Raw genomic sequence first — 25733 nt, forward strand, 5'->3', positions numbered from 1 at the left:
GTTTCCGACCATGCCGGCCAGACCCCCCAAGCCCAATCCACCGATCCATCCGGGTGTCCGCATTGGACACATCCATCTCAAGGTGGCCGACCTCGAGCGTTCCATTGCCTTCTACTCCGGTGTGCTCGGTTTTCAATTGGTGCAGCGCTTCAACAAGCAGGCCGCCTTTCTTTCAATCGGAGGCTACCATCACTTCATCGGCCTCAACACCTGGGAGAGCAAGGGCGGCGTCACTCCTCCGCCAGGCACGACAGGGCTGTTTCACGCAGCCATCCTCTATCCCACCCGCCCGGCCCTGGCGGACGCCCTGCGCCGTCTCAACAAGGCAAGAATTGAACTCGACGGGGCATCGGACCACGGCGTGAGCGAATCCCTCTACCTCCGCGATCCGGACGGCAATGGGCTCGAGCTGACCTGGGACAAGCCGCTCGACAAATGGCCGAGGAATTCCGAGGGGGAAATCGTCATGACGACCGTGTGCATTGATCTGGACAGCCTGCTGGCCGAGCCGCCCGTCGTGCTCTGAAACGACGCTGGCGACCCCGACCTTTTGCAGCCGGCCAACCGGCATCCCCCGTTCCCGCTTTAATCAAAACCCAACCGACGGCTTCGTGCCAATCTTCGTGATCTGTTTCTCGTCCTCCCAGACGGCAAGGCCGTCCTTCACCGTGGTGAGCGACATCTGGAAGGTGTAGGTGACCTGGCGGGTCCGCCCCGCGCGCGCTCGATCCTCGAGCAGTTTTCCCGAAAGCGTGTAATACGGCAGCGTCGTGGTTTTCTTCTGGCCGCCAAGCATCGCCTGCATTTCCGCCGCTTCCTTCGCGAGCGGATCCTCCGCCTTGCCACCCAGTCCGAGCGTTGTCGTCGTGATGGTCTTGCCCGAGCGGTTCAATTCAACGCGGATCTTCTTGGTGAGCGAGTCCGTGTCGATCTGCTGCATGGTGTTGTTCACGATCCGCGAGACGGCCAGGATCGCCGGCTGCTCCGGAGCGCGTTCGAGCACGCCGCTGGCCAGGAGCGATGCGACGAGCTCATCGGCCGCGCGATTCCAGTCCTGTATGTCGATCTGATCGAGCGAAACGACGGTGCCGGTGCCTTTGGAGTCGGTGTAGGCGGCGGGTGTTTCGCAGCCGCCAAGAAACAACGCGGCGGGCATTGCGACCGCGGAGAAAACGAGGATTCGAGCATTCATGGGCGATGGGTGTGTTGTTGAAGGAAAATGGAACCAGTCAGGGGCGGTCACCGCGCCTCCGCCAGCTTCAGGGTGAAATCGACGGCCTGCGGCGAGGTGGCCACCGCGGAAATCGTCTTGGTTTCGCGTCCGCCAAACTGCAGCGGCTTCCACATTTCACCAAGTCCGCCCGTCGCCATGCCGTCCTTGTTCACCCACTCGAACTTGTAGCTGATCGTGCGCGGATTGTTCTTCGCATTCTCGAGCGTCACCTGGATCTTCTTCAGGTTGCCCGAGACGACGGCCTCATTGACACCAACGATGCGGATCATCCTGCCGAGGGAGGCATCCGTGATGATGCGCTTGTCGCCCACCATTTCGGGAGTCGCCTGCGACTCCGAGCGGGAGACCGTGTTCACATTGCTGGTTGAGCATCCGGCGATCAGGCCGGCCGCGGCGAGCAGGGAGAGGATTGGAATTTTCATGTCGGAAAACGAAGGGATTGCCTGTCAGTTTGTCAGCGCAAACTGCGACACCAGGACGGGTGAATTTGTGTCGTTCATTTTCACATACACGACATTCACGCCGCCAGGAAGTATGTCGACGGTCCGGGTCTCCGAGCCGGCTGAAATTGTGAGCCTGCGATCCGCCGGAGTGGCCACGCGCAGGTATTGGAATTCCCGGGGAAGGCTGCGCCAGGTGCGGGTGTCCGCGATGTTGCTCGTGGTGCCCCAGGCGACCGTGGCCGCCTTGGCCAGAAGCTGACCCGTGATCCCCCACTTGTCCTTTGCCTGCTTCTGAACAACACCGTCGACCGCCGCCTTCGCCGCGGTCGTGAGAATGGTCTTCGTGATGATCGCAGGCCACTCGTTCTTGAAATCGCGGGCGACGACTGAATCCATGCTGCACACCACCGCCGTCGCATGGGCGGAGCCGCCCGCCACCACGGAGAGGCTGCCCACGGAGCCGTCCTGGAAGTGGAGCTTCGGAAACGCGGCGCCAACGTACGAAACCTTGCCGGTGAGTGGAAAGACGGGCAGATCGATGCGCTTGCTTTCACGATAGGGGGCGCTGCCCGCTTCGAAGATGACATAGGTCACGCCGGACGGCAGGCGCCCGTTGGCGGCGGCCTCGGCCATCTTCCAATCAGCCCGCGCATACGAATTCTCGGGCACCATGCCGGCGACGCGTTCAAAGGACTTTCTGGCGCGTTCCAGATCCGAGCCGCTCTCGCCTTTCGTGATGAAGAAAAGACCGTCGAGAAAAACGACGAAGGGATTGACGTAGTCGCCGTAGGGCTTGATGCGCGCGTCGAGCTCCGCCTCCACCTCGGCAAACGCCGGGCCGCTCGTCGAATCGCTGCGGGCCTTCTCCACGTCGTAACTCTGATTGTTCTCGGTCGCCCCTTCGCGCGCACGGCGGGCCTCCTCGGTGGCCTCCTCAATGCGGCGGGCGTTTTCGGCAACCGCATCCCGCTGACGCTGGAGCGCGCGGTTCAGTTCAACCCGCGCCGCGTCGAAGTCGCCAAGCTGCATGTAGTCGAGCGCCTTGTAGGCATTCATCATCACCCGATCATAGGCGCGCCCGACGTAGGGGGTGTTGGCCTGGGTGGTGAACATCGCCACCGTGCTGGATCCAAGCTTCACCTTCGCCTGCTCCTCGAACTCGCTGACCCTTTCATCCGCAGCGTTGAAGGCATCGAGGCTCCTGCGCAGGTAAATCGTGTTCGACGCCGGAGGTGTCGAGCCCGCAGCCTGCTTCTCCGCGATGTTTGTCGCGGTCTGCTGCACGGCCGCGGCCGAGCCTGCTTCCGCCGGCGCCGCGCCTGCATCCGGCGCGGAGATTCCCGCGAGCGCGGCCTGCCGCAGAATGGAGCCCTGCTCGAGGCGATAGAGAACCGCGTCATTGCCGGTCTTGTGCTTCTCGGCATCCAGGTCCGCCAGCATCACCGCGCGCTCAATGGAACCCGAGCGAAGCGCACTGTCCCGCCCCGCAGTCTGGGCCGTATAGGTCTGGCAACCCGAGACTATCAGGAAGCCCCCCGTCGCCAGAATGGAAGGAAGGCGATGGCTCACCTTGTTGAAGAATCGGGATGTCTTGGCTGGGTGGGTCGACATGGACAAATGGGAAGGCCCGCCGCAGCGGGCTGAAGTCGCCGATGAACGAGCGGGAATGCGCCGGTTGAACTAGGGTGCGGCTACACGACGAACAACGGCTCCGCGGTCGATGCCGGTGTCCTCCATCACGCTGGCCTGCGATGTCTTCGCGGTCACCCGGGTGACGCGCACCTTGCCGACCGAAAGTTCCTCGCGTCCAAGGCTGGCTCCGGTGTCGGGATCCTTCATTTCCTCGCCAAGGGCAAAGACCTCCCACAACTGCCCTGCGGCGATGCCCGAGCCTTCACCGCGGCTGATCGTCACGGTCTTGTCGGTCTTGGCGATGATGCGCGCGGGATAGATCACATCCGCGACATGCTGCGCCGTTTTTTCCGCGAGTTCCTTGGTCAGTTCCCTCAGCAGCGCGTCGCGCGTGTCGCCCGTCGTCGCTCCGCGCTGCTCCTCGGGCGCAACGCGCGACACGTCGATGTTCGCCGTCTCGACGACGGCGTTGGTCTTCGCATCGTAGATTGTGGAGATCGCCGCGAAACGGATCGTGCGCGAGGTCACCGTGGTGCCGAGTGCCGCGAAGGTTTTCGTCTCCATCATGTCCTGGAAGTCGTCCACCGTGACGACCAGCAGGTAATCCGCATCGCCGAAACTGAACGCCCGGCCCGTGGCGCCGGCCTCCTCGGCGAGGGCGTCGCTGTCGGCGCGGCCGACAAGCTGGAATCGCCGTGACGTTTGAAAGGCCGAGAGCAACTGCGCATTCAGATTCTCCGTCATGCGCTGCATCTTGGATTTTCGCCCGGCGTCCGTGGCATCGGCAAGCACCGCCCTGCCAACCTTGACACTGCCGATGGCGAGTTTCTTGAGCCCGGCGGCGGCAGCGGCAGCGGCTGCAGGCGCCGACGCCTGCGCAAGGAGCGGGCTGGCAGCCGAGCCCATTCCCAACGCCAGCAATGCAACGGGAAAAAATGATGCGAGTTTCATGGAGATCGGATCGAAGTGGTCTTGTTGGAATCCGGATGGTGAAGTCTTGCGGGTGTGTTGAACAGCTCTAGAAACGAACGCCGGGGATGATCAGTTTCACGTTCTCCTTGGTGTCCATGCGCGAGAAGCTCTCCGAAAGCATCTTGCCGTAGCCTTCAAGGACCTTGACCTGCGCATCCGTCAGCTTCGCACCGTTCTTGAGGCCATTGATGAAGTCGGTCGCATCCTTCCAGCGGCGATAGCCTTCGTCATTCATGGCGAGCGCAACGGTCAGCGTCTGGCCGGACACCGCATTGATCGTGCGTTCCCAGGGTTTGAATCCCTCGCGCGTGATTCGCAGCTTGGTGAAGCCCGGACGCAGCATTATCGGACCGGGCGCGGTGCCGACCGTGACACCATCGACCTCCACCGTGGCGTTGAGCGGCGACACCCTGTGCTTCGACTCACTGATGGAGACCGTGTTCTCCGCGCCGATGCGCACATCGGGAATCATCACATCCGCTGCTTCTATCTGGACGGAAATCGTGACCATCGCCGCCTTGGCGGCTGGCGGCCCGATGCGGTCGCGCGCAAGCCTCGCGGACAGGCTGGAGGTGACCTGTTGCGCCGCCTTGTCGAGCAGTTCGTCGAAGGCGCCTGTCAATTCAGTCGCGGATGCCGCGGTCTGCTGCACGGTCGATGACACGCGCACGGTGTCCCCCGTCAGACTTCCGCCCGCCGCGGCATCAAGGATCTTGTAGGTTACCCGCAGCGTGAGCTCCTCGTTCTTGGAGTCGACCCCATAGGCTTTCACGTTGTTGATCTTTCTCGTGAAGCCGGCGATCGACGCCTGGACGATGTAGTCGACGCCCATGTTCTGCGCGAGTCGAAGCGCGGACGACTGATCCGTCAACTGGGCGTCCAGGCTGTCGGCGGGACGCGCCTTCGAAGCAACCTCCGGATCGAATTTTCGAAGCGAATCGACGGTCGCCTCGCGTGTGAGGACGGAGAAGCCGAGGTCTGTGATCTGCGAGGAAATGAAATCCTCCAGAACCGGGATCTTCTCGTCATTGTCCCTGCCGGAACGATTTGTGACAAAGATGGCGGCCCTGTAGGTCTTGCGCGCAGATTCGGACTCACGAACGACCGTGGTTGTCACGCGTTCAGAGACGGTCTCGCCATTTGAATTGACGTAGGTGCGGGTCCTCACCTGCGGAGCCGGAGCCTCCGTCGTTGTTGTCGTCTGAACCGCGGATTGCGCCACGGCAAGCGAGCAAAGAACCGGAAGAATCAAGAAGGAGCGAATGGCAGTGTTCGTCATGGCATGTAAGAGGGGAACAACGGAAGTCGGCAATGGCATGCAGAACTTCAGGACACTCAATTTCCACGAAAGAGCCTGATAGCAAGTCACAAGAGACTCAATCTGACCGTAACTCATTCTATTAAAATTACTAACACAAAACACAGAATCGATTTTCATTTGGCCAGCCGCAACCTGAAGGTGCCATAATACTCGCCCAAGGTGTACCCCCGTCGAGCCCACCAGGCATGATGGGGGTAGCCCCTAATCTTTGTGGTCAAGTCTCGCCAAGATCTTCAGCGCACCCGCCCGCTGACCCGACCGGCACTCCGAGCAGTACCGGCTGACGCCATCCGGTGCCCCCATGTGGAGTCGTTCACCAAGCCAACGGTTGGTCACCGTCGTATGGGTTTTCATCCACGTCGCCAAAGCTACCTTCCAGTCCGCGGATTTCGACTCACGTTTTACAGTTTCGAGACTCCCTTGCAGGCACTCGAGACCCTCGTCCAGAGATCGCTCCCATTTGGCACGGGCAATTTCGGCCAGTTCAGCTCCACCCCAGTCTCTCGCCTCATGTTGCACAGCAAGATCATTCAGGCGCGCCCGCCGATAGTCGTCGCTGCCGAACACCCATCCCCGGCTCATTTCATCGAAACCCGCTTCCGCCCGCAGCTTCCGCTCTTCCGACATCCGCTCCAGGTAACTGTGATACACTTTCCATCCGTCCTTGTTGTCGCGCGCTCCACCGAGTTCCGACAGCCAGGGTTGCGCCGCAAGCGGCGCCGGACGTTCATTCATCTTCAATCGCGTGAAAGCCCGGTAGCTGCTCCAGCGGAAATCGGCCACTTGTTCAAAGGGAATGATGCGCGCGCGGACCGGATTCAGATGCAGATAACAAGTCAGGTACAGCAGCCGCATGCCCGGTTCTATGAGGATCGCCTTGTATCTCCCCTGAAACGCCCGTCCGTTTTCCCGCCTAAAGCGGTTGAACCGGTTGCCGAACGTGCTCTGCAGCCAGTGCACCCCCTCCACCAGATTTCCCTCCGGGGTTTGAATGGCCAGGTGATAGTGATTCCGCATCACGCAATAGGCATACACCTTCCACTTTGTCTGTTCGCAGGTCTCCCACAAGCAGTCCACAAAGGCCTGCGCGGCACCCGGCGTGGCGAACATGTCCTCCTTGTAGTTTCCACGATTCATCACGTGATAAATCGCCCCAGCAAACTGCACACGTGGTTTTCTGGCCATGCACCATCTCAATTTCGGGGCGGCGCGTGTGTCGACCACAAACATTAGGGGCTGACCCTTTTTCTTCTGGGAGCGGACTTTCCTTTCTGTCAAATGGGAATAGCGTCAGGATGAATTCATGTTCGCAAACTTGATCCGGCTCCTGACTCGAAGCGACCCTCCGTCGCAGGCCTACGATGTTGCGTTCGTGAAGGAGGTTCAGGTGCGGCGCACCGAGCCCCGCAGCAGGCGGGTCGAAAAATTCCTTCTCTGGGGCTGGATCGCGGTGGTGCTGAAGTGCGCGTTCGTGTGGTGGGCCATGCGGCACTACCATGTGCCGTTCCACCCCGATTGGATCATCCTTCCCACACTCGGGATGGCCGGCGTCTGCACCGCGCTGTATTGCTGGCGCCGGTAAAGCCGCTAGCGGATCGTCACAACGGAAAGCCCGAGGCCCGCGGCGGCCTGGATTTGGTGGCGGTCATGCGTGTGGATCTCGGTCAGGCCGGCCTGCAGCGCAGTGATGAGATGAATGCAGTCCGCCGTCCGGAGAAACACCGTTTCAGGGAGCGTGTCGTACACCCTGGCGACCTGGTTCATGAGCGCGGTTTCCAGAGGAATCCAACCCCAGTATCCTGCAACATCGTCCTTCGTGAACTGCCGCACCACCGCGAGAAATTCCGTCCGCGTCCAGCTCCTCTCGCGCAGACGGCGATGAAACACGGCCATCAATTCCACCTTCGCCAGCTCGGACGCCAGCACCCGCTCCTCGCGATCCAACCGCGTGCGGACCGCCACGGACTCCGACTCAGTGACGTAGAACTTGGCCAGCGTCGAGGTGTCGCAGAAGATCACGGTCAGCACTCACCACGAATGGCTTCAAGATCATCAAGCACGCTTCTGCCAGCCGTCTTCTTCAACAACCCCGCGTATTCCGGAAGAATCGTGCGCCTCCGCTTTCGAGGTGGCAGGGCATCCGGCGACGATATCACCGCCACAAGTCTGCCACGATCGGTGATCCTCACCGGCGCACTTCCCGCCCGGCGCACATGCGCACCGGTCCGGGCATGAAGCTCCTTGATCGTGATCGTCGTCATGCACGGATCGTGCCGCGACCGGGCGCAGAGGTCAAGTGTCACAGTGACACTTGAATTGCGAGACATTGATTTCGACGGTCCAGGTTCCCGCATGGAACGTCAGCGCGACGTCCTGCACCACGGATATCCGCCATCGGCGGCAAAACACACCGCATGTCATAAAGTGTCGCACTCGCGAGCCATGCCTGCCACAAACCCGGGATCACTCGCCGCCCGCGCACGCTCATCTGCTTCATGCGTTGCGACAGCCGCCACTGCCAGACCATGCTCTCACCGATCCAACGCCGCCTCCGCATAACCGGGGTTGTCTTCTGCGCCGTCGTATTTGTCGCTCTCTCGCTCTTTGCCTGGGCCTGGTCAAGGTTTCGCGCAACCCTTCCCGCCCTTGACGGCTCGAGGGCCGTCGCGGGACTCTCCGCCCCCGTCACCATCGAGCGCGATGCCCTCGGTGTGCCAACCCTGCGCGGCGCCAGCCGCAACGATCTCGCACGGGCACTGGGATATGCCCACGGACAGGATCGTTTCTTCCAGATGGATCTGTCACGCAGGCGGGCTGCCGGTGAACTCGCCGAGCTTTTCGGCCCGATCGCGCTCCCGCTGGATCAGAGTGTGCGGGTGCACGAACTGCGTGCGCTTTCCGCCCGGATGCTCTCGCAACTTTCACCCGGGGAGCGGCAGCTGGCTGAATCGTACACGTCAGGGGTCAATGCCGCCTTGGACGCCTTTGCCGGCAGGCCATGGGAATATCTCGCCCTGCGCACCGATCCCCGCCCTTGGTTGCCCGAGGACACCATGCTTTGCATCTACGCCATGGCTTTGGACCTGCAGGACGAAACCGGCGGCTACGAGCACACCCTGATGGTGCTGCGCAACCAGCTCGGCCGCGCCGGCCTGGAGTTTTTCGCACCAGCCATCGGTCCAGCAGACGCCGCGCTGGACGGCACCACAGCGCCCCTGCCACCGCCACCCGGGCCGCGCATCCTCGATCTCCGGGGCATGCGCAAGGCTCCCGACAAAGCGACGGTTTTTCTTGAAACGAGCACCGTGTCGAACCCCTTCGACCGCTGGTTCGAAAGCGATCCAGAATTCCGGCCGGGATCAAACTGCCTTGGCATCGCCGGCCCCGCCACCGGAGGCCCTGCAACGCTCGAAAACGACATGCATCTGACTCTGGGTGTTCCCAATGTCTGGTACCGTGCGAGACTCCAGTGGACTGACCCCGGATCCAGCGCACCGACGCACGACGTCACGGGTGTCACGCTTCCCGGCACGCCAGCCATTGTTGTTGGAAGCAATGGCTCGATCGCCTGGGGATTCACGAACAGCTACGCCGACAGCAGCGATCTCGTGCAGGTTCAGCCGGATGAGGTCACCCCGGACATGCTCTACCTCTATGATGGCAAGGTCCTGGACTTCGAATATCGCACTCAGATCATCCATGTTAAGGGAGAACCCGATGTGGAAATCAGGACGCCTTGGACCCGCTGGGGGCCGGTCGTCGGCAAGACCGCAGGCAATCGACCGCTCGCGTTCAAGTGGGTGCTCCGCGAGCCCGGGACGATCAATCTCGGCTTGATGGGCCTTGAGACCGCGCGCACTGTCGACGACGCCATCGCCATAGCGCATGTTGCCGGAATCCCGGCGTCGAACTTCCTTGTGGCCGATCGCACGGGTGCGCTGGCCTGGACAATCGCCGGACGCCTGCCACGGCGGGTTGGTTTTGATGGACGGCTGCCGATCTCATGGGCCTACGCCGATCGAGGCTGGGACGGCCTGCTTTCGCCCGAAGAGGCGCCCGTTCGCCGCGTTCATGCGGGTGCGTCGCTCTGGAGTGCCAATCAACGCATGCTCGGTGGCGAAGATTTTGAAAAGCTGGGAGACGGCGGCTGCAATGCCCCGGCCCGCGCGTCCCGCGTGCGGGATCTCGTGCAGGACCTCGCGGCAAAATCCTCCGAAAGCCCGATCAAACCGGCTGCATTCCTCGACATTGCGCTGGATGTCCGCGGCCGCTTCCTGGACCGCTGGCAGCAAAGGCTTCTCCACGTGCTGACCCCTGCCGCAGTTGCCATGCACCCCGACCGCGCCACCATTCGCAAACTCATCGAAAACTGGCAGGGGCGTGCCACCGTCGACAGTGTGAGCTACCGTCTTGTTCGAACCTGGCGTCAACGCGTCGCATCTCGCGTCATGGATCCGATATTTGAATCCTGCCGGGAGCAGTGGGACGGCTTCAACTTCCGCTCGCTTCCCTTTGAGGAGCCACTGTGGGCGCTGCTGGAACAAAAGCCCCTGCACCTCCTGGCGGGCAGCTACGCCACGTGGGAAGATCTGCTTCTTGCGGCAGTCGATGATGTCACTGCGTCCGTAAGAGAGTCAGGGGACACACTGGAACAAGCCACTTTGGGAAAACTCAATACCGTCACCATTCATCACCCTCTCAGCCACGGTCTTCCCGGATTCCTCGCCAAGTTCATCGACATGCCGGCGCAGGAATTGCCTGGCGATACGGACATGCCGCGCGTCCAGAGCAGACGGGAGGGAGCCAGCGAAAGGATGGTCGTTTCCCCGGGAAACGAGAAGGATGGAATCTTTCACATGCCCGCAGGCCAGTCCGGTCATCCGCTTTCCCCGTATTATCGCGCGGGACATCAGGCGTGGGTGCGCGGTGATCCGACGCCATTTCTGCCAGGCCCGAAAATGCACACGCTGACATTGACCCCCTGAGTCGCTGTCCGGCCGGTTCCACCCCACGACAACCATGCTTCACGTTCTCGATCACCCCTTGGGCGCGCATATCATGACTCACCTGCGCGATCGCACCACGAAACCCGCGACCTTTCGAACACTGGCAAACCAGGTCAGCGTGCTTCTGGCCCTCGAGGCCAGCAGAGACATGGTCACGCGCAAGGTACCGATCGAAACACCGCTCGAATCCATGATGAGCCCTGTGCTTGCGCAGCCAGTCGTGGTCATCCCCATCCTGCGCGCGGGGCTCGGCATGGTGCAGGCGTTTCTCGATCTCTTCCCGGATGTGAGCGTCGGCTACATCGGACTTGAACGCGATCATACCACGGCGATCGCCCGAAGCTACTACTGCAAACTGCCGGAACTGACGGGACGCCGCATCGTCGTTGTCGATCCGATGCTCGCCAGTGGCGGAAGCGCGGTCTACGCGTTGAATTCAATCAAGGGGAACGGCGGAACCGACGTCCGGATTGTCTGCATCGTCAGTTCTCCCGAGGGAGTGGAGGCGGTGCATCAGGCGCATGCAGAAGTGCCCATCTTCACTGCGGCGCATGACCGCGAACTGAACCAGAAGAAATACATTCTGCCCGGTCTCGGGGATTTTGGCGATCGGCTTTACGGAACCTGAGAGAGTGAAAAACTCCATCGAACATGCGTGACTTGCCGCGATGAGCGGTGATGATCCGCTTTTTGGTCCCATTCCGTGACGGACACATTGCCCTCAGAGCATGGTTCCGCCTCGGCAAAACAACCTCAAATAGACAAACCTCACGTGAGTTCCCCCCATCAATCCCGAAAACTCGGCGCCGTTCTACTCGCAGCCTTTCTTGGCTGGATGTTCGACGGGCTGGAAATGGGCCTGTTTCCATTGATCGCCCGGCCGGCCTTGCTCGAAATGCACGTGGTGTCGGCGACGGGGGCTGCCGACAACTTCGTCGGCTACTGGATGGGTGTCATCACAGCGGCATTTCTGCTGGGAGCTGCGGCTGGCGGACTGATCTTCGGATGGCTGGGCGACAAGATCGGGCGCGTCCATGCCCTTGCTGCCAGCATTCTTACCTATTCCCTCTTCACGGGTTTCACCTACTTCGTCCAAACCCCCGAGCAGCTCACAATAATCCGCTTCATCGCCGCGCTCGGCATGGGTGGCGAATGGTCCCTCGGAGTGGCGCTTGTCATGGAGGTCTGGCCGGAAAAGTTCCGCCCCATGCTCGCCGGCATCATCGGCGCGGCCGCAAATATTGGTTTCGCCCTGATCGCGATCGTCGGCCTCTTCGTGCACGTTACCCAGCATTCCTGGCGCTGGGTTGCCATCGTGGGCGCCGCGCCTGCGCTGCTGACATTCATCGTGCGCATGTTCGTGCCGGAATCCGAAAAATGGGAGCAGGCGGCTAAGGCTGAACCGACCCGCCCCATCAAGGAGGTTTTCTCCGGACCTTACCGGGGCACAATGATACTCGGCATAGCCTTCTCGGGAATCGTGCTGATCGGGACCTGGGGATCCGTGCAGTGGCTTCCGCTTTGGGCCGATCAACTGACGGGGGGGGTGGATCCCGAGGCAAAGGCTTGGACTGGACTCCTTAGCGGAGGCGGCGCGATTTTCGGCTGCATAGGCGGAGGCTGGCTCGGCGGACTATTCAAGCGGCGAGCGGTGTACTTCACCCTGTGTCTGGCCTCTCTCGTGGTTTGCGCCCTGCTGTTTCGAGGAACAGACGCCTATGGCGCCAAGTTTCTGACGCTTACGTTCCTTGCGGGCATGACAACGGCCGCATTTTACGGCTGGCTGCCGCTCTACCTGCCGGAGTTGTTCCCGACCCGCATCCGGGCAACCGCACAGGGTGTCGCCTACAATACCGGACGCATTTTTGCCGCCTTCGGGGCGCTCTACATGGGTCAGCTTATGCAGTCCTTCAACGGAAGCTACGCCCGCGCTGGTGCCATCATCACGCTCATTTACATTCTGGGCATGATAGTGATCTGGTTCGCACCCGAGACCAAGGGCAAACCCCTGCCGGCTTAGGTTCGATCAATGGGTTGGCGGCCCTCGCATGGCCTCGAGCGCCGCGTGCCAGCCCAGCGTGGCGCACTTTATCCGTGCCGGAAAAGCATGGACCCCGGCAAAGGCTGCAAGGTCGCTGATCTCCTCCGGCGCTTCGCCCGATGTCACAATCTGTTTGAACTGATCGTAAAGCGCCTGGGCCTCGCCGGTGGTCTTGCCCTTGACCTGGGTGGTCATCAGTGAAGCGCTCGCCTGTGATATGGCGCACCCCTGACCGTCGAAACTGATCTCGGCGACGCGATCGCCGTCCATCCGCAAATAGACACTGCACTGGTCACCGCAGGTCGGATTGTCACCGTGCGCCACGCGGTTGGCGGTTGGAAGCACCCCCCGGTTCCTGGGGCGGCGGTTGTGATCCAGAATGACTTGCTGATAAAGGTCGGAGAGATCGCTCATGAATGCATGGGCCACCATATGCGGTGGCGACTCTCTACCAATGAGGAAATTGCGGAAATCTTCAACCGTGAGCATGGGTGCGCTCCGTCGTGCCTGGTTTGAAGGTTCGTCCCCTTGATCTCGAATCGAACGCCCGACATTCCCAGCGTCCAGCCTACGGAGTTTCTCCTTTTCGTCCCTTGACAACCTTTTCGAGCAGCGCAGCCATGGCCTCCTCGCGATCAATCCCTCGTTCAATCACCCATTGATCGCAGCGTTTCTGAATCTGCGACGCCATGGTTTGTGCCTGCGCCCGCGCCGCTCCAAGATTCTCAAGCAACCGCGTAATCTGTTCGTGCTCGGTCATCTCAATCATCACTGAAACACCCGCAATTGTTCCGGTCCGTTCGGTTCAAGCGACAGCCCCTGTGCCGGATCAAATCCACGAAGTACGATGAGTGCAAATCCCACATACCCTCCCGCTGAAAGCGATGCCGTTGTCCGGAGTTCACCGATGCGTGCCGCTCCTTGGTACAACGCATGAGGTTGCTCCGCTGGTCTTTGCCCTTCCCCAACCACACGCATCAACTTCCTGCGAATCTGCCCCATCGACCTCAGCCGCGCCATGGTCTCCTGGCCAAGGTAACATCCCTTGGAAAAAGAAATGGCAGACTCCTCCAAACCCGCCTCTTGCGGCAATTCGCCAGGCCCCACATCCGCCGGCACCGCCGGAATGCCCGCAAGGATGCGGCCGCGATCCACCGCCTCCACCCCGAGCAAGGGATCCGCCCGCTGCGGAAGGAGCAGCTTCGTCTCCGATATCCACTCCACGCTTGGTTCAATTCCGCGCCGACCACTGAAAAGAAAACCCCCGCCAGATCGATGAAATTTCTTGGAACGCAGCATGGCTCCCGTGGAATCTGAAACCCACCGGACCGCTGCCTCACCACACGCCAGCACCCCATGCCAGACCGAAGAAAAATCTTCGACAATGACGTCGTCAGCAACGATATAGGTCTCCATTCGTTCGCGAAAAAAACTTCCGGATGTGCCATGGCTGAGAATCCGAAATTCATGATCACTGATTTTGAAAATCAAACTATCCGCCAAAAGCCGCCCTTTCTGGGAAAGCCAAAGAGCATACGAAACGGCCCCGGCTTCCTGTGACCTTAAATCCTGCGTCACTTGACTTTGCAAAAAATCGAGCACATCGTCTCCCGTCACCTTCAGCCATGCGGCAGGGCGATATTCAAAGAGGCCGGAGGGGTTTTCTGAAATATTCACGTATTTAAATTACTAGCTATAAGTATATTAAGAATCCTTACACGAAAATTACCAAACTTTCGTTTGACATGGGATGCAGCCGGTGTATCACTTGGACCATCAGATTTTTCGATTCTCCCGCATAGCGGGAGTTTTGGGGTAACTAAGAAAGCAAATGGCCGGTCGCTTAGGGGTAGGCGACCGGCCAACTTTTTTTATTCGATTCGCCTTTGGCAATCCTGAATGGCTTCCAGCCGACTCCGATGACGGGCTTGCGTGGATCGCCCTCCATCCGCCAATTTGGCAGGTCATGCATGTTACGTCCGACATCAATGTCGTTGAGAACCGTGCCCTGCCATCTCCGGCGGAGCTGCTGGCCGAAATTCCGAAATCTGCGACACAGTCCGCCTTCGTGACCGAAGCTCGTTCCCAGATCCGGCGTCTCATATTCACGGATGACAAGCGGTTCCTCCTGATCGTCGGCCCGTGCTCAATCCATGATGTCGAAGCCGGCCGCGACTACGGCAGGCGGCTGGCCAACCTCTCCCGCGAGGTCTCCGATCGCATCATGATCGTCATGCGGGTCTATTTTGAGAAACCGCGCACGACCGTCGGCTGGAAGGGCCTCGTCATGGATCCGCACCTGGACGGAACGCACGACATCGCCCATGGGCTTCGCACTGGCCGCGCCTTTCTCCGCGATATCCTCGATCTGGGTCTGCCAACCGCAACCGAGCTCCTCGACCCCATCACCCCCCAATACGTCGCCGATCTGATCTGCTGGGGCGCCATTGGAGCCCGCACGACCGAGTCCCAGACCCATCGGCAGATGGCGTCCGGCCTTTCCATGCCCCTCGGTTTCAAGAACGGAACCGACGGTGGAATCCAGACGGCCATAAACGCCATCAAGGCCGCCTCGCAGCCCCAGACTTTCCTCGGCATCAATGTCAATGGCGCCGCCTCCGCTGTCGTCACCCGCGGCAACCCCAACTGCCACGTGGTGCTTCGCGGCGGATCCGCCGGCCCCAACTACTCCGCGCAGCACATTGCACAGACGGAAACCGCGCTCGAAAAGGCGGGACTTCCCCTCTCGATCCTCGTCGATTGCTCCCACGACAACTCCCTCAAGAAGCCCGAACGTCAACCCGAGGTCATGCGGACGCTGCTTGCCCAGATCGCCTCCGGAAACCGGTCCATCATGGGTGCCATGGTCGAAAGCAATCTGAGCGCCGGCAGCCAGCCGTTCCCACAGCCCCGGGAAAACCTTCGTTACGGAGTCAGCATCACGGACGGCTGCATCGACTGGGCGACCACCGAATCGCTCGTCCGCGAAATCCACGCAGCTCTGGCACCGCGCTTCAGCAAATAGGGAACCAGGCGGAGTTCCGCCGACGCAGGACATCTCCGGCATCATTCTCCAAAAGCGGCAGGCAGGGATTGCCTCCACAGCCTCGCACTTCGTACACTCGCTCCTCTCATCAATCATGAAAGCTCCCTTACGTGTCGCTGTGACCGGTGCCGCCGGCCAGATCGGATATTCCCTCCTTTTCCGCATCGCCTCAGGCGCGATGTTCGGACCCGAACAGCCGGTGATCCTCCAGTTGATCGAGGCACCGATCGAAAAGGTCATGAAGGCCTTGGAGGGTGTCGCCATGGAACTCGACGACTGCGCATTCCCGCTGCTCAAGGGAATCGTCATGACCGACGACGCCCGGGTCGGTTTCAAGGACGCCAACTGGTCCCTGCTGGTCGGCGCCAAACCACGCGGTCCCGGCATGGAGCGCGCCGACCTCCTCAAGGACAATGGAAAAATCTTCATCGGGCAGGGCCGCATCATCGATGAAGTCGCCTCTGCGGACGCCCGTGTCGCCGTCGTCGGCAATCCGGCAAACACCAACTGCATGATCGCCGCCAGTCAGGCGCGGCGACTCACTCCCGATCGTTTCACCGCCATGGTTCGGCTGGACCAGAACCGCGCGCAAACCCAGCTCGCGAAGAAGGCCGGCGTCGACCTGACCACCGTCCAGAACATCTTCATCTACGGCAACCACAGCCCGACGATGTTCCCCGCGTTTGCCCACGCCACGATCGGCGGCAAACCCGCCTCCTCGGTCATCAACGACGCCACCTGGCTCCAGGGCCCCTTCTGCGAAACAGTCGGCAAACGCGGAGCCGCAATCATCGCCGCACGCGGCGCCTCCTCGGCCGCCTCAGCCGCAAACGCCCTCGTCGACCACGTCCGCAGCCTCGTCACTCCAGGCGCCATTCACTCCGTCGCGGTGAAGTCCAACGGCGCCTACGGCTTCGATCCAAACGTCTGGGCCGGCATGCCGGTCAGGACAACCACGCCCGGCAGCTACGAGGTCATCCAGGGCTACGCCATGGACGACTTCGCGAAATCAAAGATCGCCGCGACGAACAAGGAGCTCGTCGAGGAGCGCTCCATGGTCGTCGACATGCTCGGTTGACATACTGTCATCGCGGAAGCGGACTCTTCGCGCTCTTCAGGAAGCCGCTTCCGCAGGGCTGGCCTCAGCAATCAGCTCGCGAACTTCGTCGCCCAGGATCGTCTCCTTGTCGATCAAAGCCCGGGCTATGGCATCAAGCTCCACGCGATGCTCCCGCACTTGATCCAGCGTATGAGAATACTGTTCGGCCAGCAGCGACTTCATGTGCTGCTCAGCCTCATGCACGGTCTGCGCACTGGCGAGCGGCTCGCTCGAATCCGGTCGGCTCAACGCGAGAAATCCGAGGGGTGACATTCCCCACTCAAACACCATCTGCCGCGCCAGCGCCGTCGCCTGCTGGATGTCCGCGGATGCTCCGCTGGTGATGCGACCCAGCGCAACCTCCTCCGCCACGCGCCCCGCCATCAGGCACCTGATCCGTGCGATGATCTGATCCCGCGAGAAATTCACGAGGTCGCGCTCGGGTGAAAAGTGCGTGCTGCCAAGCGAACCTCCGCGCGGGATGATCGTCACCTTGTGCAGCGTCACACTGCCGTCGCCGGTCAGCACCTGCATGAGCGCATGACCCGCCTCGTGAAAGGCGATCACGCGCCGGTCCTCCTCCGTCATCACGCGCGTATTTTCACGACCCCAGGAAATCTTGTCGCGCGCCTCCTCAAGGTCGGAGCGCAGCACCGTCGTCCGATTGTGCCGGGCCGCATGCAGCGCCCCCTCATTGATGAGATTCGCCAGATCGGCTCCCGAAAATCCCGACGTGCCCTTGGCCACCTCGGCCAGGTCGACACTTGCGTCCAGCCTCACCGCAGCGGCATGCACCTTGAGGATCTCCTCGCGTCCGCGCAGGTCGGGCAGCCCGACGTACACCTGGCGGTCGAACCGCCCCGGACGCTGCAGGGCCTTGTCGATGATGTCCGCGCGATTCGTCGCGCCAAAGACCACGACGGCGTCGTCGGACGAGAAACCGTCCATCTCCACCAGCAGTGCGTTCAGCGTCTGCTCATGCTCCTGGTTTCCGGAGGCGCTGCTCCCGCGCTGGCGTCCCACCGCGTCGATTTCGTCGATGAAGATGATGCTGGGAGCGTTGCGGCGCGCCTCCTTGAAGAGCGAGCGCACGCGCGAGGCTCCGACGCCCACGTAAAGTTCAACAAAATCAGACCCCGAAAGGCTGTAGAATTTCGCCCTCGCCTCCCCCGCCACCGCCTTCGCCAGCATCGTTTTTCCCGTTCCAGGCGGCCCCACAAGGAGAACCCCCTTGGGCATCCGCCCTCCGGCCGCGCGAAAGCGCTCGGGCGCCTTCAGAAATTCGACAATTTCCGAAACCTCCTCCTTGGCCTCATTGCAGCCGGCAACCGAAGAGAAGCGCACGCTCGAGTTCACCGGCTGAAACGCCTTGGACGAAAAGGCATGATTGCGACCCGCCAGCTTCATCAGCACGAAGGCGGCGACCACGAACAGCAGCGTGATCCCTAGCACCTGGGTGAGGCCGTCCACGACCGGAAGCGCGAGCTCCGCGACCGTTTTTCCACCGCCCTGCCCGCGAAGCCAGGCCAGATCGCCTTCGAGAAAACGCCGCTCCCGCAGCAGCGTGATGTCCGCGTCGGTCAGGCGGCCCGTGCTGCGCACGATCTCCGGGCGGCGCCTGCCATCGACCTCAACAAACGGCGCGCCGATCGCCTCCGCCCGAACCTCAGCCAGGCCCTGCGAACCCGAGAAGTATCCAATTTTCCCCGACAAATAGTCGCCCGCCCTGACCTTCTCCATGAACTCAGCCATCGAAACCTGCCGGATTCCCTTTGAAAGCGCGGCCGGATCCGGCTGCTTGTGCGTCAGGTAGACATCAAGGCATGCGAATGCGGCGAACAACCCGACCCCCGCTGAAATCCACGCGATGACGTTTCTATTCACTCCCTTCCTACTCGGCGCACCGCACTTCAGATTTAGGCGGGTTTTGGGCCGCATCACCGTCCGGACGCAGCCCCACCTGCGCGAACCTCCCTGTTCGCGGACCAACCGTCAGACGCGAGCGATGCTCACGCCTTTTCGTCCAACAATGCCGGTTTCTCGTCGGAGGCTATCGCCACCTCGTTGATCAACTTGAGGGCGGCATGTCCTTCCAGGGTCACCATGTCCTGGACCTTCCTTGCCACCTCCACGTCGTACAACGATGCGATGTCCACCGGAAGCAGCGGCACCGTGCTGACTGACGTCACTGAGTTCATGCCGGGAATATCGTCTTTCCGACGCGCAAGTTTAGCTCCTCCAGTGTCATACAACACGCATGCAACTCGTATGAACACTATCCCTCAGCCGATCCCGGGAATATTCCCCGGGGTGCCTGAGGGCGCCCCCGGGCGGCATCCCCGGAATCCACGGATTGTTTAAGGGAAACCGATAAATTTCGACCAAACCATGCCGATCAAACGGTGCGCGTCCGCCTCCACTCTTCGAGGCATCCGGCGCGCGCGCCGTACCTTCATGGAAACCTCGTCACCTTCCATCGACCTCCTCTGGGAGTTGAGTGAAATCGAACGCAAGCTGGCCACGGCTCCGGATGCAAAGGGCTACCTGAAGCTGGCCGCCGGATATGCCGATGCAGGCTGGCTCAAGGATGCCAAGCGCGCCGTTCAGCAGGCAACCGCCCTGTCCAACGGTCTTCCCGTGATCGCCGAGACAAAGGCGCCCGGATGCATCGGGCCCTGCACGCCGCCGGTCCTCCTGGAAATCATGCGCTCGCTCCACCTCACGGCCAAGTCAGGCGATCTCCGGCTGGAGGTTCCCGGTGGCGTTTCCGTCACCATCCACTTCCTCAAGGGTCATGTGATCGACGCCCAGTCCTCCGACACCACCCGCGGTGAGAACGCATGGCAGCGCGCCACGTCGCTCCCGGCCTCCTCCTACCATTTCAAATCCGGACATCCCGACACCAACATGCGATCGCTGCAGGGCAGCACCCGCGACATGATCGACGCGTTCGCCAAACGCATCGCCGCCTGATCCCGACATGCGCATCCTGATTCTCGAAGACGAACGCGCCACAGCGCAGCTGCTGGGCATGCTGCTCACCACGTCCGGCCACACCATCGTGCACGCCGTCGACGGCAACGAGGGGCTGAAGCAGCTTCGCGCCGCACCCTGCGATCTCGTCATTTCCGATGTCCAGATGGTCCCCATGGACGGGTTCCAGTTCCTCTCGGTCGTGCGCGACGAGTTTCCCCGCCTTCTGGTTGTCCTCGCATCCGCATGCAGCGACCTTCACGCGCGCGTGGAGAGCCAGCCGCACAAGCCGTTCGACGTCGTCCACAAGCCGTTCCGCATCGAGGAAATCCGCCGCGTGCTGAACCGCGCGGCGGAGGCCCTCAATGTCCAGGCCGGAATCGCCCAGGCCTCCACCGCTGGAGCGTCCGCATCACCATCCGATTCCACGGCATCCATCAACAATGCCCTTGCCGCTCTTTTCCCCGGCATCGCATTTGCCGCGACACGGTCGAAACTGGCGCGCATGATGCGCCAGCCTGGCAACGCTCTGGTCGTCGCCGAGCCCGGACTGATCTGCCCCGACTCGCTTCAACTCTGGCGCGAGGCGTCTCCCAACCCGGGTGCTTCCTGGCAGGTGCTCGACGCGAAAAACTGCGACACCGACACCAAGGCCGCGCTCTTTGGAGAGGATGGTCTTCCCGGCCCGATCACGCTCGCCGCCCGCGGAGGCACCCTCGTCCTTCTCAACCTGGATTCACTGCCTGCAAGCGACCAGGCGAAACTCACCGGACTGCTCCAGGGCACGCCACCCACGCGGATGATTGCAACCGTCCGCCGCGATCCCGACCTCCTGCTCGAGGAGGGTTTGATCGACGAGTCCCTCTATTTCCGCTTCTCGACAAGCGCCATCTCCATCCCTGCGCTCTGTGATCTCGTCGAGCACATCGACGCGATTTTCACGGATGTGCTTCGCGCGTCGCCTGACTTTCCCTTCGCGTCGATGGATCTCCAGATTGAATCCGCGGCTTCGGCCGCCATCCGCGGCTATCGCTGGCCCGACAATCTGTCGGAGCTGCGGGCCGTCGCCGACTGGACAGCCACGCAGATGCGCTCTCCACGGGTGGTCCTTTCCCACCTCCCGGAGCGCTTTCGGGGAATCCACATTGAGACGCTCGCCGACGCCCTTGCGAGAGCGCAGCGCGAGCACCTGCAGCGCGCCATACGCGTCACCCCGAGTCCCGCCGAAGCGGCACGGGCCCTGGGCGTCACCCACGAGGATCTGACCCGGGCTCTCGCTTCGAATGGACCGGATCTCTTTTCAATCGGCAGCGAGGCCGTTCAACGGACGGAAGGCGCCCCGGCCGCATCAGTCGGGACACGCACGCGAAACGGATTCCTCATCATCGCCGCCGATGACCGGCTTCGCCTCCCGATGGAGGCGCATTTCGCGGGCATTTCCATCGACACCCGTAGTGCGATTGACGGCCTGCAGGCCATCGCGCGGATCCTGCTCGCACCTGTCAGGCCCAGATTCGTGATCATCTGCGGGCCGACTCCTCCCTTTGAGCTGCCGGAATTCATCGCGCAGCTTCGACGCATCGAGCCTTCGCTCACCATCGCCACCCTGGGCGCCGAAACCGAGATCGACGGCGTCTCCTGCTTCCCCTCGCTCGACTGCATGGACAAGTTCGCGTCCTGCGTCGCCCACCTTCTCAGCGCGAGAACGCCCGCGCCCGTCAGCCCTCCGGCGGCCGCGGCCGCGGTCGCTGTCGCTGTCGCGTGAGAAGATTCTTGCGCGCCTGAAAAAGACCGCCTCCCATCGAAGGGATGGCCTCCGACGGAGAAAAATCTGGAAACAGGGAATGCGGGGTCGTCTCGCCGCGGGGATTCACCCTTTCTCAAGCCGTCATCGGTCGCACGCTCGCCACTCCATGGAAGCGGCTGCTCTCCATTCTTCTGGACATGGTTGTCGTCGCGGTGCTCTCCCTGCTCTCCGGCCCGTGGCTCGGCCTCGCCACCGGCGCCATGCTGATCGTGCTGTTTGGAAACGATCCTGAAGCGCCGATCCCCAAGAAGGCCGTTCGATGGGCCTGCCGCGCCATGGGCGCCATCGTCATCGTGCTTTCCGTCCTCGCCCTCGGCCATCTCCCCTTGCTGAAGGAGCGCGGGTTGCAGATCGATGCGCTGACCGGATTCGAGCCCAGCCAGGCCCAGCGGGAGGTCATCGTCCTCCCGCCCAACGCGACAAACGGAGAAGTGCGCACGGTCGTCGATCGACTTCAGCACCAGGTGGAGGAACTGAAGAAGGACAACGAAACCCAGCGCAAAACCGCGGGTTCGTGGCTCGGACAAACTCGCACACTGGCAGGCGCGCTCGGCGTCACATTCGGCTGGTCGGGGGTGTACTTTACGCTGCTCGCCGGAAGCTGGCATGGCCGCACCCTCGGCAAAGCGCTGTTCGGCATCCAGGCGCTGAAAACCGACGGATCCGCCTTCACGTACTTCGATGCATTCGTGCGCCACGGTGGATACGTTGCAGGTGTCGCGATGGGCATGACCGGCTTTCTCAAACTGCTCTGGGATCCCAACCGACAGGCCGTCGAGGACCGCATTGCGGGCACCGTCGTGGTCTGCGTCACAGGGCAGGCCACTGCCTGACTTCAATCCCGCCACAAGAGCACACGCGCACTCACCGTCATGCCGTCCTCCGACAGTCTTCCTCGCCGCCAGTTCATCCGCCTTTCCGCCGGCACGGCCGCAATCACCGCAATCGGCTGCGGTTTTCGCGGGATTTCCTTCGCAGACACCACCGCGCTTCCGACCCTTGGCCAGGGCGTGTTCCGGTATCGTCAGGTGACCGGCTGGGGCGAACTCGATGCCCGCACTCCAGTCAACAACTGCCACGGCCTGGCGCAAGATCGCCAGGGTCATGTGATTCTCCTGACCGACGACGTCACCAACAACGTCATCATCTACGACAAGGCGGGAAGGCTGGTCCACAAATGGGGCACGTCCTTTCCCGGCGCTCACGGCCTTTCGCTGATCGACGAGGGGAAACGACAGGTCCTGTACATCACTGATCTGAAAACCAATCGTGTCACGAAGACTTCGCTTGATGGTGAGGTGCTCAATGAGTGGCTCTGGCCATCAACGCTCGGAAAGTACGCCAAGGCAGACGAGTACCGGCCGTCGTGGACCCTCCATCGCGACAACGGTGAGTTCTTCGTCCTCGATGGGTACGGCCGCGACTATATTCTCCATTACGGCTCGGACGGCTTGCAGCGCCGCATCTTCGGAGGACCCGAGGGCGGCATCGTTCACTGGGGTCCGCACGGCGGCATGATTGACCGGCTTCCCAAGGGCGCGGATTCGTTGTTGATCGCCATGAGCGACCAGCGCTATCTCCTGCGTCTCGATCTTGATGGGAATCATCTGGAGCGGATCGAACTTCCGGGCGGCAACCCCCGCCAGATTAGAAAATACGGAACGCACTATTTCGTTGCCCACCTTGCCGACAACTGGCCCGCGGACCGCAACAGCCGTGGCTTCATTTCAATCCTCGACGAAAATTTCCGTGTTGTTTCCAACATCGGCGGACTGCCTCCTCACTACGACGACAATGGCCGGTTGCTCCCGATGTCGCACGATGGCTCAGTCTTTCAACACCCGCACGACCTGCTCGTCGACGACGACCAAAGCCTCTACGTCGCGCAATTCGCATCGGGCAGAACCTATCCGTTGAAGTTCGAGCGCGTATGAGGCGATCCGAACGCGCACCGCCGCCCACGATTTGCCGTCGACCTGCCTGTCGTCGCCCGGCATTTTTGATCGAATTATCCTGAGAGCGAAATTTCGAACTCATGCACGTCAAACCATCCCTCACGCTTGTTTTCTCCTGCCTCATGGCCCTCACCTCCATTTCGAACGCGAAGGAAATCCATGCGTTCATCGGCACCTACTCTCAAACCTCCAGCAAGGGCATCTACGCCGTAACGCTCGACCTGGAATCCGGCAGGCTGGGACCGGTGTCCCTTGCCGCCGAGGCGCGGGATCCCTCCTTCCTCGCCTATTCCCCCGATCTGAAGTCTCTCTACGCGATCAATGAATCCGAGGGGCGCATCCGCTCCTTTTCCGTCGGAAGGGATCACACGCTGCGCCCGCTCAACGATCTTCCCACGGACGCGGGTTATCCGCCGGATCTGGCCGTAGATCCAAGCGGCAGGATGATCGTCAGTGCGATCTACGGTGGCGGTGCGGTCGTCGGGTTTCCGATCATGAAGAACGGTTCGCTCGGCCAGCGCTCCGCATTGATCAAGCACAGCGGAAAGTCAGTCAACGCCTCGCGCCAGGAAGCGCCCCACGCCCATGGCGTCACGTTCTCGAAGAACGGCCGGTTCGTCGTGATCCCCGATCTCGGCATCGATCAGGTGAAGGTCTACGCTGTTGATGCTGCAAAGGGAGGACTCGCCGCATCCGCAGGCGATCACCTCGCCATCGAACCCGGAAGCGGTCCGCGGCACGCCGTGTTTTCCAAGGATGGAAAATTTCTCTATGTGATCAACGAGCTGGTCAGCACGATCACCGTGGCATCATTCAACGAGAAGACCGGTGGGCTCAAGACGCTGCAGACCGTGGGCACGCTGCCGGCCGGTTTCACCGGAGAAAGCTCCACGGCGGAAATCGCGCTGCACCCCGGCGGGCGCTTCATCTACGGCTCCAATCGCGGGCACGACAGCATCGCGCGCTTCAGCCGCGACGACAAGTCGGGCAGGCTCACGTTTCTCGACACCACGCCAACGGGCGGACGGACGCCGCGGCATTTCGCAATCACCCCCGACGGCCGATGGCTCGTCGCGGCCAATCAGGACAGCGACACGCTCTGCGTTTTCCGGATCGACGCGAAGACTGGCGCCCTCACTGCCACCGGCAGCACCGCAAACGTGCCACGGCCCGTGTGCGTGCGGTTTGAGAGTTATCCGTAGGCGAGTCGGCTCCAACCTGCGGTGGCTGTGGCTGGTTTCCAACGCCACGCGCGATCTCCAAGCCGGTCACGACGGAGCGTGCCCCTCCAACATTTGTCCCCACCCCTCCATTTTCCCTGCCCCCGTTTGCCTTGCATCCACCCCTCCGTTGGAGGGGCATGCTTTGTCATTCCCAGGGGACGCCCATCACCCCACGCCGCCGGTCAGCGACGTGCGATCGATCCGCCCCTACTTCAGCAGCTTGTTCAGCGGTCCCTTGATCGCGTCGGCCCAGATTTTGTAACCCGCCAGATTCGGATGCAGAAGGTCCGGCATGATGTCCTTCGACAGCGTGCCATCGGGTTCGAGAAAGCGCTTGTTGATGTTGAGAAACACGACGTGTTGTCCATCCTTCAGTTTCGCGATCATCTTGTTGATCTCATTGACTTGGGCGCGCTGCGGGGCGTCCTTCTCACCACGCGGAAAAATCGCGAGCAGCAAAATTTTGGCATCCGGCAGTTTGGCGCGCAGTCGCTCCACAATGGCACGCACCCCCTCGGCCACCTCGGCATTTGTATTGCGGGGTGTCGTCTTGTCAGGCTCAAACCCCGTGTTGTTCGTGCCAATCATCAGGACCACGGCCTTCGGCGAAATTCCGTCCAACTCCCCATTGTCAATGCGCCACAGCACATGCTGGGTGCGGTCGCCGCCTATGCCAAAATTGACCGCCTTGAGCGGCGCAAAGCGCTCGTTCCAGATTTCCAGTCCCTTTGTCCTCCATCCGTCAGTGATCGAATCGCCGAGGAAAAGGACATCGACATTGCCCGCCTTCGCAATCTCCACGAAACCCTTGTGCCGCGCCAGCCATCTGTCATCGCGCGGAACAGGCACCGTCGCTGTGTTTGCTTGAACGGAAACCGCAAAGGCCGCCATGAGAAGCAGGCCGGACAAGGCACGGGAAAAACGGGGTGTTTTCATCGGCCGGCAGACTGTCACTCCCGCCATGCCCTGGCCAGATCCTTT

At 61.6% G+C, this 25733-nt stretch carries 26 protein-coding genes; 12 read left to right on the forward strand and 14 right to left on the reverse strand.

All coding sequences use genetic code 11. The features are described 5' to 3' along the window. Positions 1 to 10: 10 nt before the first annotated feature. The gene (locus tag HS122_04970; protein MBE7537743.1) at positions 11 to 526 is read left to right on the forward strand and encodes a VOC family protein; all 516 of its coding nucleotides are present in this window, start codon (positions 11 to 13) and stop codon (positions 524 to 526) included. A 63-nt stretch (positions 527 to 589) separates the two neighbouring features. On the opposite strand, the gene HS122_04975 is transcribed toward HS122_04970, so the two are convergent. The 6 genes from HS122_04975 to HS122_05000 all read right to left on the reverse strand — a co-directional run bounded on the left by HS122_04975 (position 590) and on the right by HS122_05000 (position 6787). Further along, a complete protein-coding gene (locus tag HS122_04975) occupies positions 590 to 1192 on the reverse strand; it encodes a penicillin-binding protein activator LpoB (GenBank protein ID MBE7537744.1) in 603 nt (200 codons plus the stop codon). Positions 1193 to 1239: 47 nt separating this feature from the next. Beyond that, on the reverse strand, positions 1240 to 1656 hold the full coding sequence (locus HS122_04980) for a YcfL family protein (GenBank protein MBE7537745.1): 417 nt from the start codon (positions 1654 to 1656) through the stop codon (positions 1240 to 1242). A 24-nt stretch (positions 1657 to 1680) separates the two neighbouring features. Beyond that, positions 1681 to 3288, reverse strand: coding sequence for a hypothetical protein (locus HS122_04985; protein MBE7537746.1), 1608 nt, complete (start codon positions 3286 to 3288; stop codon positions 1681 to 1683). A gap of 69 nt (positions 3289 to 3357) precedes the next feature. Beyond that, positions 3358 to 4260, reverse strand: a complete 903-nt coding sequence (locus HS122_04990; GenBank protein MBE7537747.1) for a hypothetical protein — start codon at positions 4258 to 4260, stop codon at positions 3358 to 3360. A 67-nt stretch (positions 4261 to 4327) separates the two neighbouring features. Continuing rightward, positions 4328 to 5560: a PEGA domain-containing protein gene (locus HS122_04995; protein MBE7537748.1), complete on the reverse strand. Its 1233-nt coding sequence runs from the start codon at positions 5558 to 5560 to the stop codon at positions 4328 to 4330. Between the two features lie 243 nt (positions 5561 to 5803). Further along, a complete protein-coding gene (locus HS122_05000) occupies positions 5804 to 6787 on the reverse strand; it encodes a transposase (protein MBE7537749.1) in 984 nt (327 codons plus the stop codon). A 118-nt stretch (positions 6788 to 6905) separates the two neighbouring features. Here HS122_05000 and HS122_05005 point away from each other — a divergent pair, with 118 nt between their 5' ends. Further along, positions 6906 to 7184 carry a hypothetical protein gene (locus tag HS122_05005; protein MBE7537750.1) on the forward strand — a complete coding sequence of 93 codons (279 nt, stop codon included), beginning with the start codon at positions 6906 to 6908 and terminating at the stop codon, positions 7182 to 7184. 5 nt (positions 7185 to 7189) lie between these two features. Here the strand turns inward: HS122_05005 and HS122_05010 are convergent, their stop codons facing one another. Both HS122_05010 and HS122_05015 read right to left on the reverse strand, forming a co-directional pair. Continuing rightward, positions 7190 to 7630, reverse strand: a complete 441-nt coding sequence (locus HS122_05010) for a type II toxin-antitoxin system VapC family toxin (GenBank protein MBE7537751.1) — start codon at positions 7628 to 7630, stop codon at positions 7190 to 7192. Further along, on the reverse strand, positions 7624 to 7929 hold the full coding sequence (locus tag HS122_05015; GenBank protein MBE7537752.1) for a hypothetical protein: 306 nt from the start codon (positions 7927 to 7929) through the stop codon (positions 7624 to 7626). The genes HS122_05010 and HS122_05015 overlap by 7 nt, the downstream gene beginning before the upstream one ends. A 198-nt stretch (positions 7930 to 8127) precedes the next feature. On the opposite strand from HS122_05015, the gene HS122_05020 reads away from it, so the two are divergent. The 3 genes from HS122_05020 to HS122_05030 all read left to right on the forward strand — a co-directional run bounded on the left by HS122_05020 (position 8128) and on the right by HS122_05030 (position 12628). Continuing rightward, the gene (locus HS122_05020; protein MBE7537753.1) at positions 8128 to 10587 is read left to right on the forward strand and encodes a penicillin acylase family protein; all 2460 of its coding nucleotides are present in this window, start codon (positions 8128 to 8130) and stop codon (positions 10585 to 10587) included. 34 nt (positions 10588 to 10621) lie between these two features. Then, positions 10622 to 11236, forward strand: coding sequence for a uracil phosphoribosyltransferase (upp, locus tag HS122_05025; GenBank protein ID MBE7537754.1), 615 nt, complete (start codon positions 10622 to 10624; stop codon positions 11234 to 11236). A 207-nt stretch (positions 11237 to 11443) separates the two neighbouring features. Beyond that, positions 11444 to 12628 (forward strand): MFS transporter, encoded by a 1185-nt coding sequence (locus HS122_05030; protein MBE7537755.1) that lies wholly within the window; start codon positions 11444 to 11446, stop codon positions 12626 to 12628. A 6-nt stretch (positions 12629 to 12634) separates the two neighbouring features. On the opposite strand, the gene HS122_05035 is transcribed toward HS122_05030, so the two are convergent. From HS122_05035 to HS122_05045, 3 genes are all read right to left on the reverse strand, one after another. Beyond that, positions 12635 to 13063: an SUF system NifU family Fe-S cluster assembly protein gene (locus HS122_05035; protein MBE7537756.1), complete on the reverse strand. Its 429-nt coding sequence runs from the start codon at positions 13061 to 13063 to the stop codon at positions 12635 to 12637. A gap of 154 nt (positions 13064 to 13217) precedes the next feature. Continuing rightward, on the reverse strand, positions 13218 to 13409 hold the full coding sequence (locus HS122_05040) for a hypothetical protein (protein MBE7537757.1): 192 nt from the start codon (positions 13407 to 13409) through the stop codon (positions 13218 to 13220). 8 nt (positions 13410 to 13417) lie between these two features. Next, positions 13418 to 14326, reverse strand: a complete 909-nt coding sequence (locus HS122_05045; protein MBE7537758.1) for a folate-binding protein — start codon at positions 14324 to 14326, stop codon at positions 13418 to 13420. A gap of 289 nt (positions 14327 to 14615) precedes the next feature. Between HS122_05045 and HS122_05050 the strand changes: the two genes are divergently transcribed. Together HS122_05050 and HS122_05055 are read left to right on the forward strand one after the other, a co-directional pair. Then, complete coding sequence (locus HS122_05050; protein MBE7537759.1) at positions 14616 to 15674, forward strand: 3-deoxy-7-phosphoheptulonate synthase; 1059 nt, start codon at positions 14616 to 14618, stop codon at positions 15672 to 15674. Positions 15675 to 15786: 112 nt separating this feature from the next. Then, complete coding sequence (locus tag HS122_05055) at positions 15787 to 16773, forward strand: malate dehydrogenase (protein MBE7537760.1); 987 nt, start codon at positions 15787 to 15789, stop codon at positions 16771 to 16773. Between the two features lie 36 nt (positions 16774 to 16809). On the opposite strand, the gene hflB is transcribed toward HS122_05055, so the two are convergent. Together hflB and HS122_05065 are read right to left on the reverse strand one after the other, a co-directional pair. Beyond that, positions 16810 to 18678, reverse strand: coding sequence for an ATP-dependent zinc metalloprotease FtsH (hflB, locus tag HS122_05060; GenBank protein MBE7537761.1), 1869 nt, complete (start codon positions 18676 to 18678; stop codon positions 16810 to 16812). 125 nt (positions 18679 to 18803) lie between these two features. Further along, positions 18804 to 18992 carry a hypothetical protein gene (locus HS122_05065; protein MBE7537762.1) on the reverse strand — a complete coding sequence of 63 codons (189 nt, stop codon included), beginning with the start codon at positions 18990 to 18992 and terminating at the stop codon, positions 18804 to 18806. A gap of 256 nt (positions 18993 to 19248) precedes the next feature. Between HS122_05065 and HS122_05070 the strand changes: the two genes are divergently transcribed. The 5 genes from HS122_05070 (at position 19249) to HS122_05090 (ending at position 24731) form a co-directional block, all read left to right on the forward strand. Next, the gene (locus HS122_05070; GenBank protein ID MBE7537763.1) at positions 19249 to 19767 is read left to right on the forward strand and encodes a DUF4388 domain-containing protein; all 519 of its coding nucleotides are present in this window, start codon (positions 19249 to 19251) and stop codon (positions 19765 to 19767) included. Between the two features lie 7 nt (positions 19768 to 19774). After that, the gene (locus HS122_05075) at positions 19775 to 21532 is read left to right on the forward strand and encodes a response regulator (protein MBE7537764.1); all 1758 of its coding nucleotides are present in this window, start codon (positions 19775 to 19777) and stop codon (positions 21530 to 21532) included. Positions 21533 to 21576: 44 nt separating this feature from the next. After that, entirely contained in the window at positions 21577 to 22407 is an 831-nt protein-coding gene (locus HS122_05080; protein ID MBE7537765.1) for an RDD family protein, read from the forward strand. Between the two features lie 39 nt (positions 22408 to 22446). Further along, on the forward strand, positions 22447 to 23508 hold the full coding sequence (locus HS122_05085; GenBank protein MBE7537766.1) for a 6-bladed beta-propeller: 1062 nt from the start codon (positions 22447 to 22449) through the stop codon (positions 23506 to 23508). Between the two features lie 143 nt (positions 23509 to 23651). After that, positions 23652 to 24731 (forward strand): lactonase family protein, encoded by a 1080-nt coding sequence (locus HS122_05090; protein ID MBE7537767.1) that lies wholly within the window; start codon positions 23652 to 23654, stop codon positions 24729 to 24731. Between the two features lie 228 nt (positions 24732 to 24959). On the opposite strand, the gene HS122_05095 is transcribed toward HS122_05090, so the two are convergent. Then, the gene (locus tag HS122_05095; protein MBE7537768.1) at positions 24960 to 25715 is read right to left on the reverse strand and encodes a GDSL family lipase; all 756 of its coding nucleotides are present in this window, start codon (positions 25713 to 25715) and stop codon (positions 24960 to 24962) included. Between the last annotated feature and the right edge of the window lie 18 nt (positions 25716 to 25733).

This window comes from Opitutaceae bacterium (genome assembly GCA_015075305.1).
In the GTDB taxonomy this organism is placed as follows: domain Bacteria; phylum Verrucomicrobiota; class Verrucomicrobiia; order Opitutales; family Opitutaceae; genus UBA6669.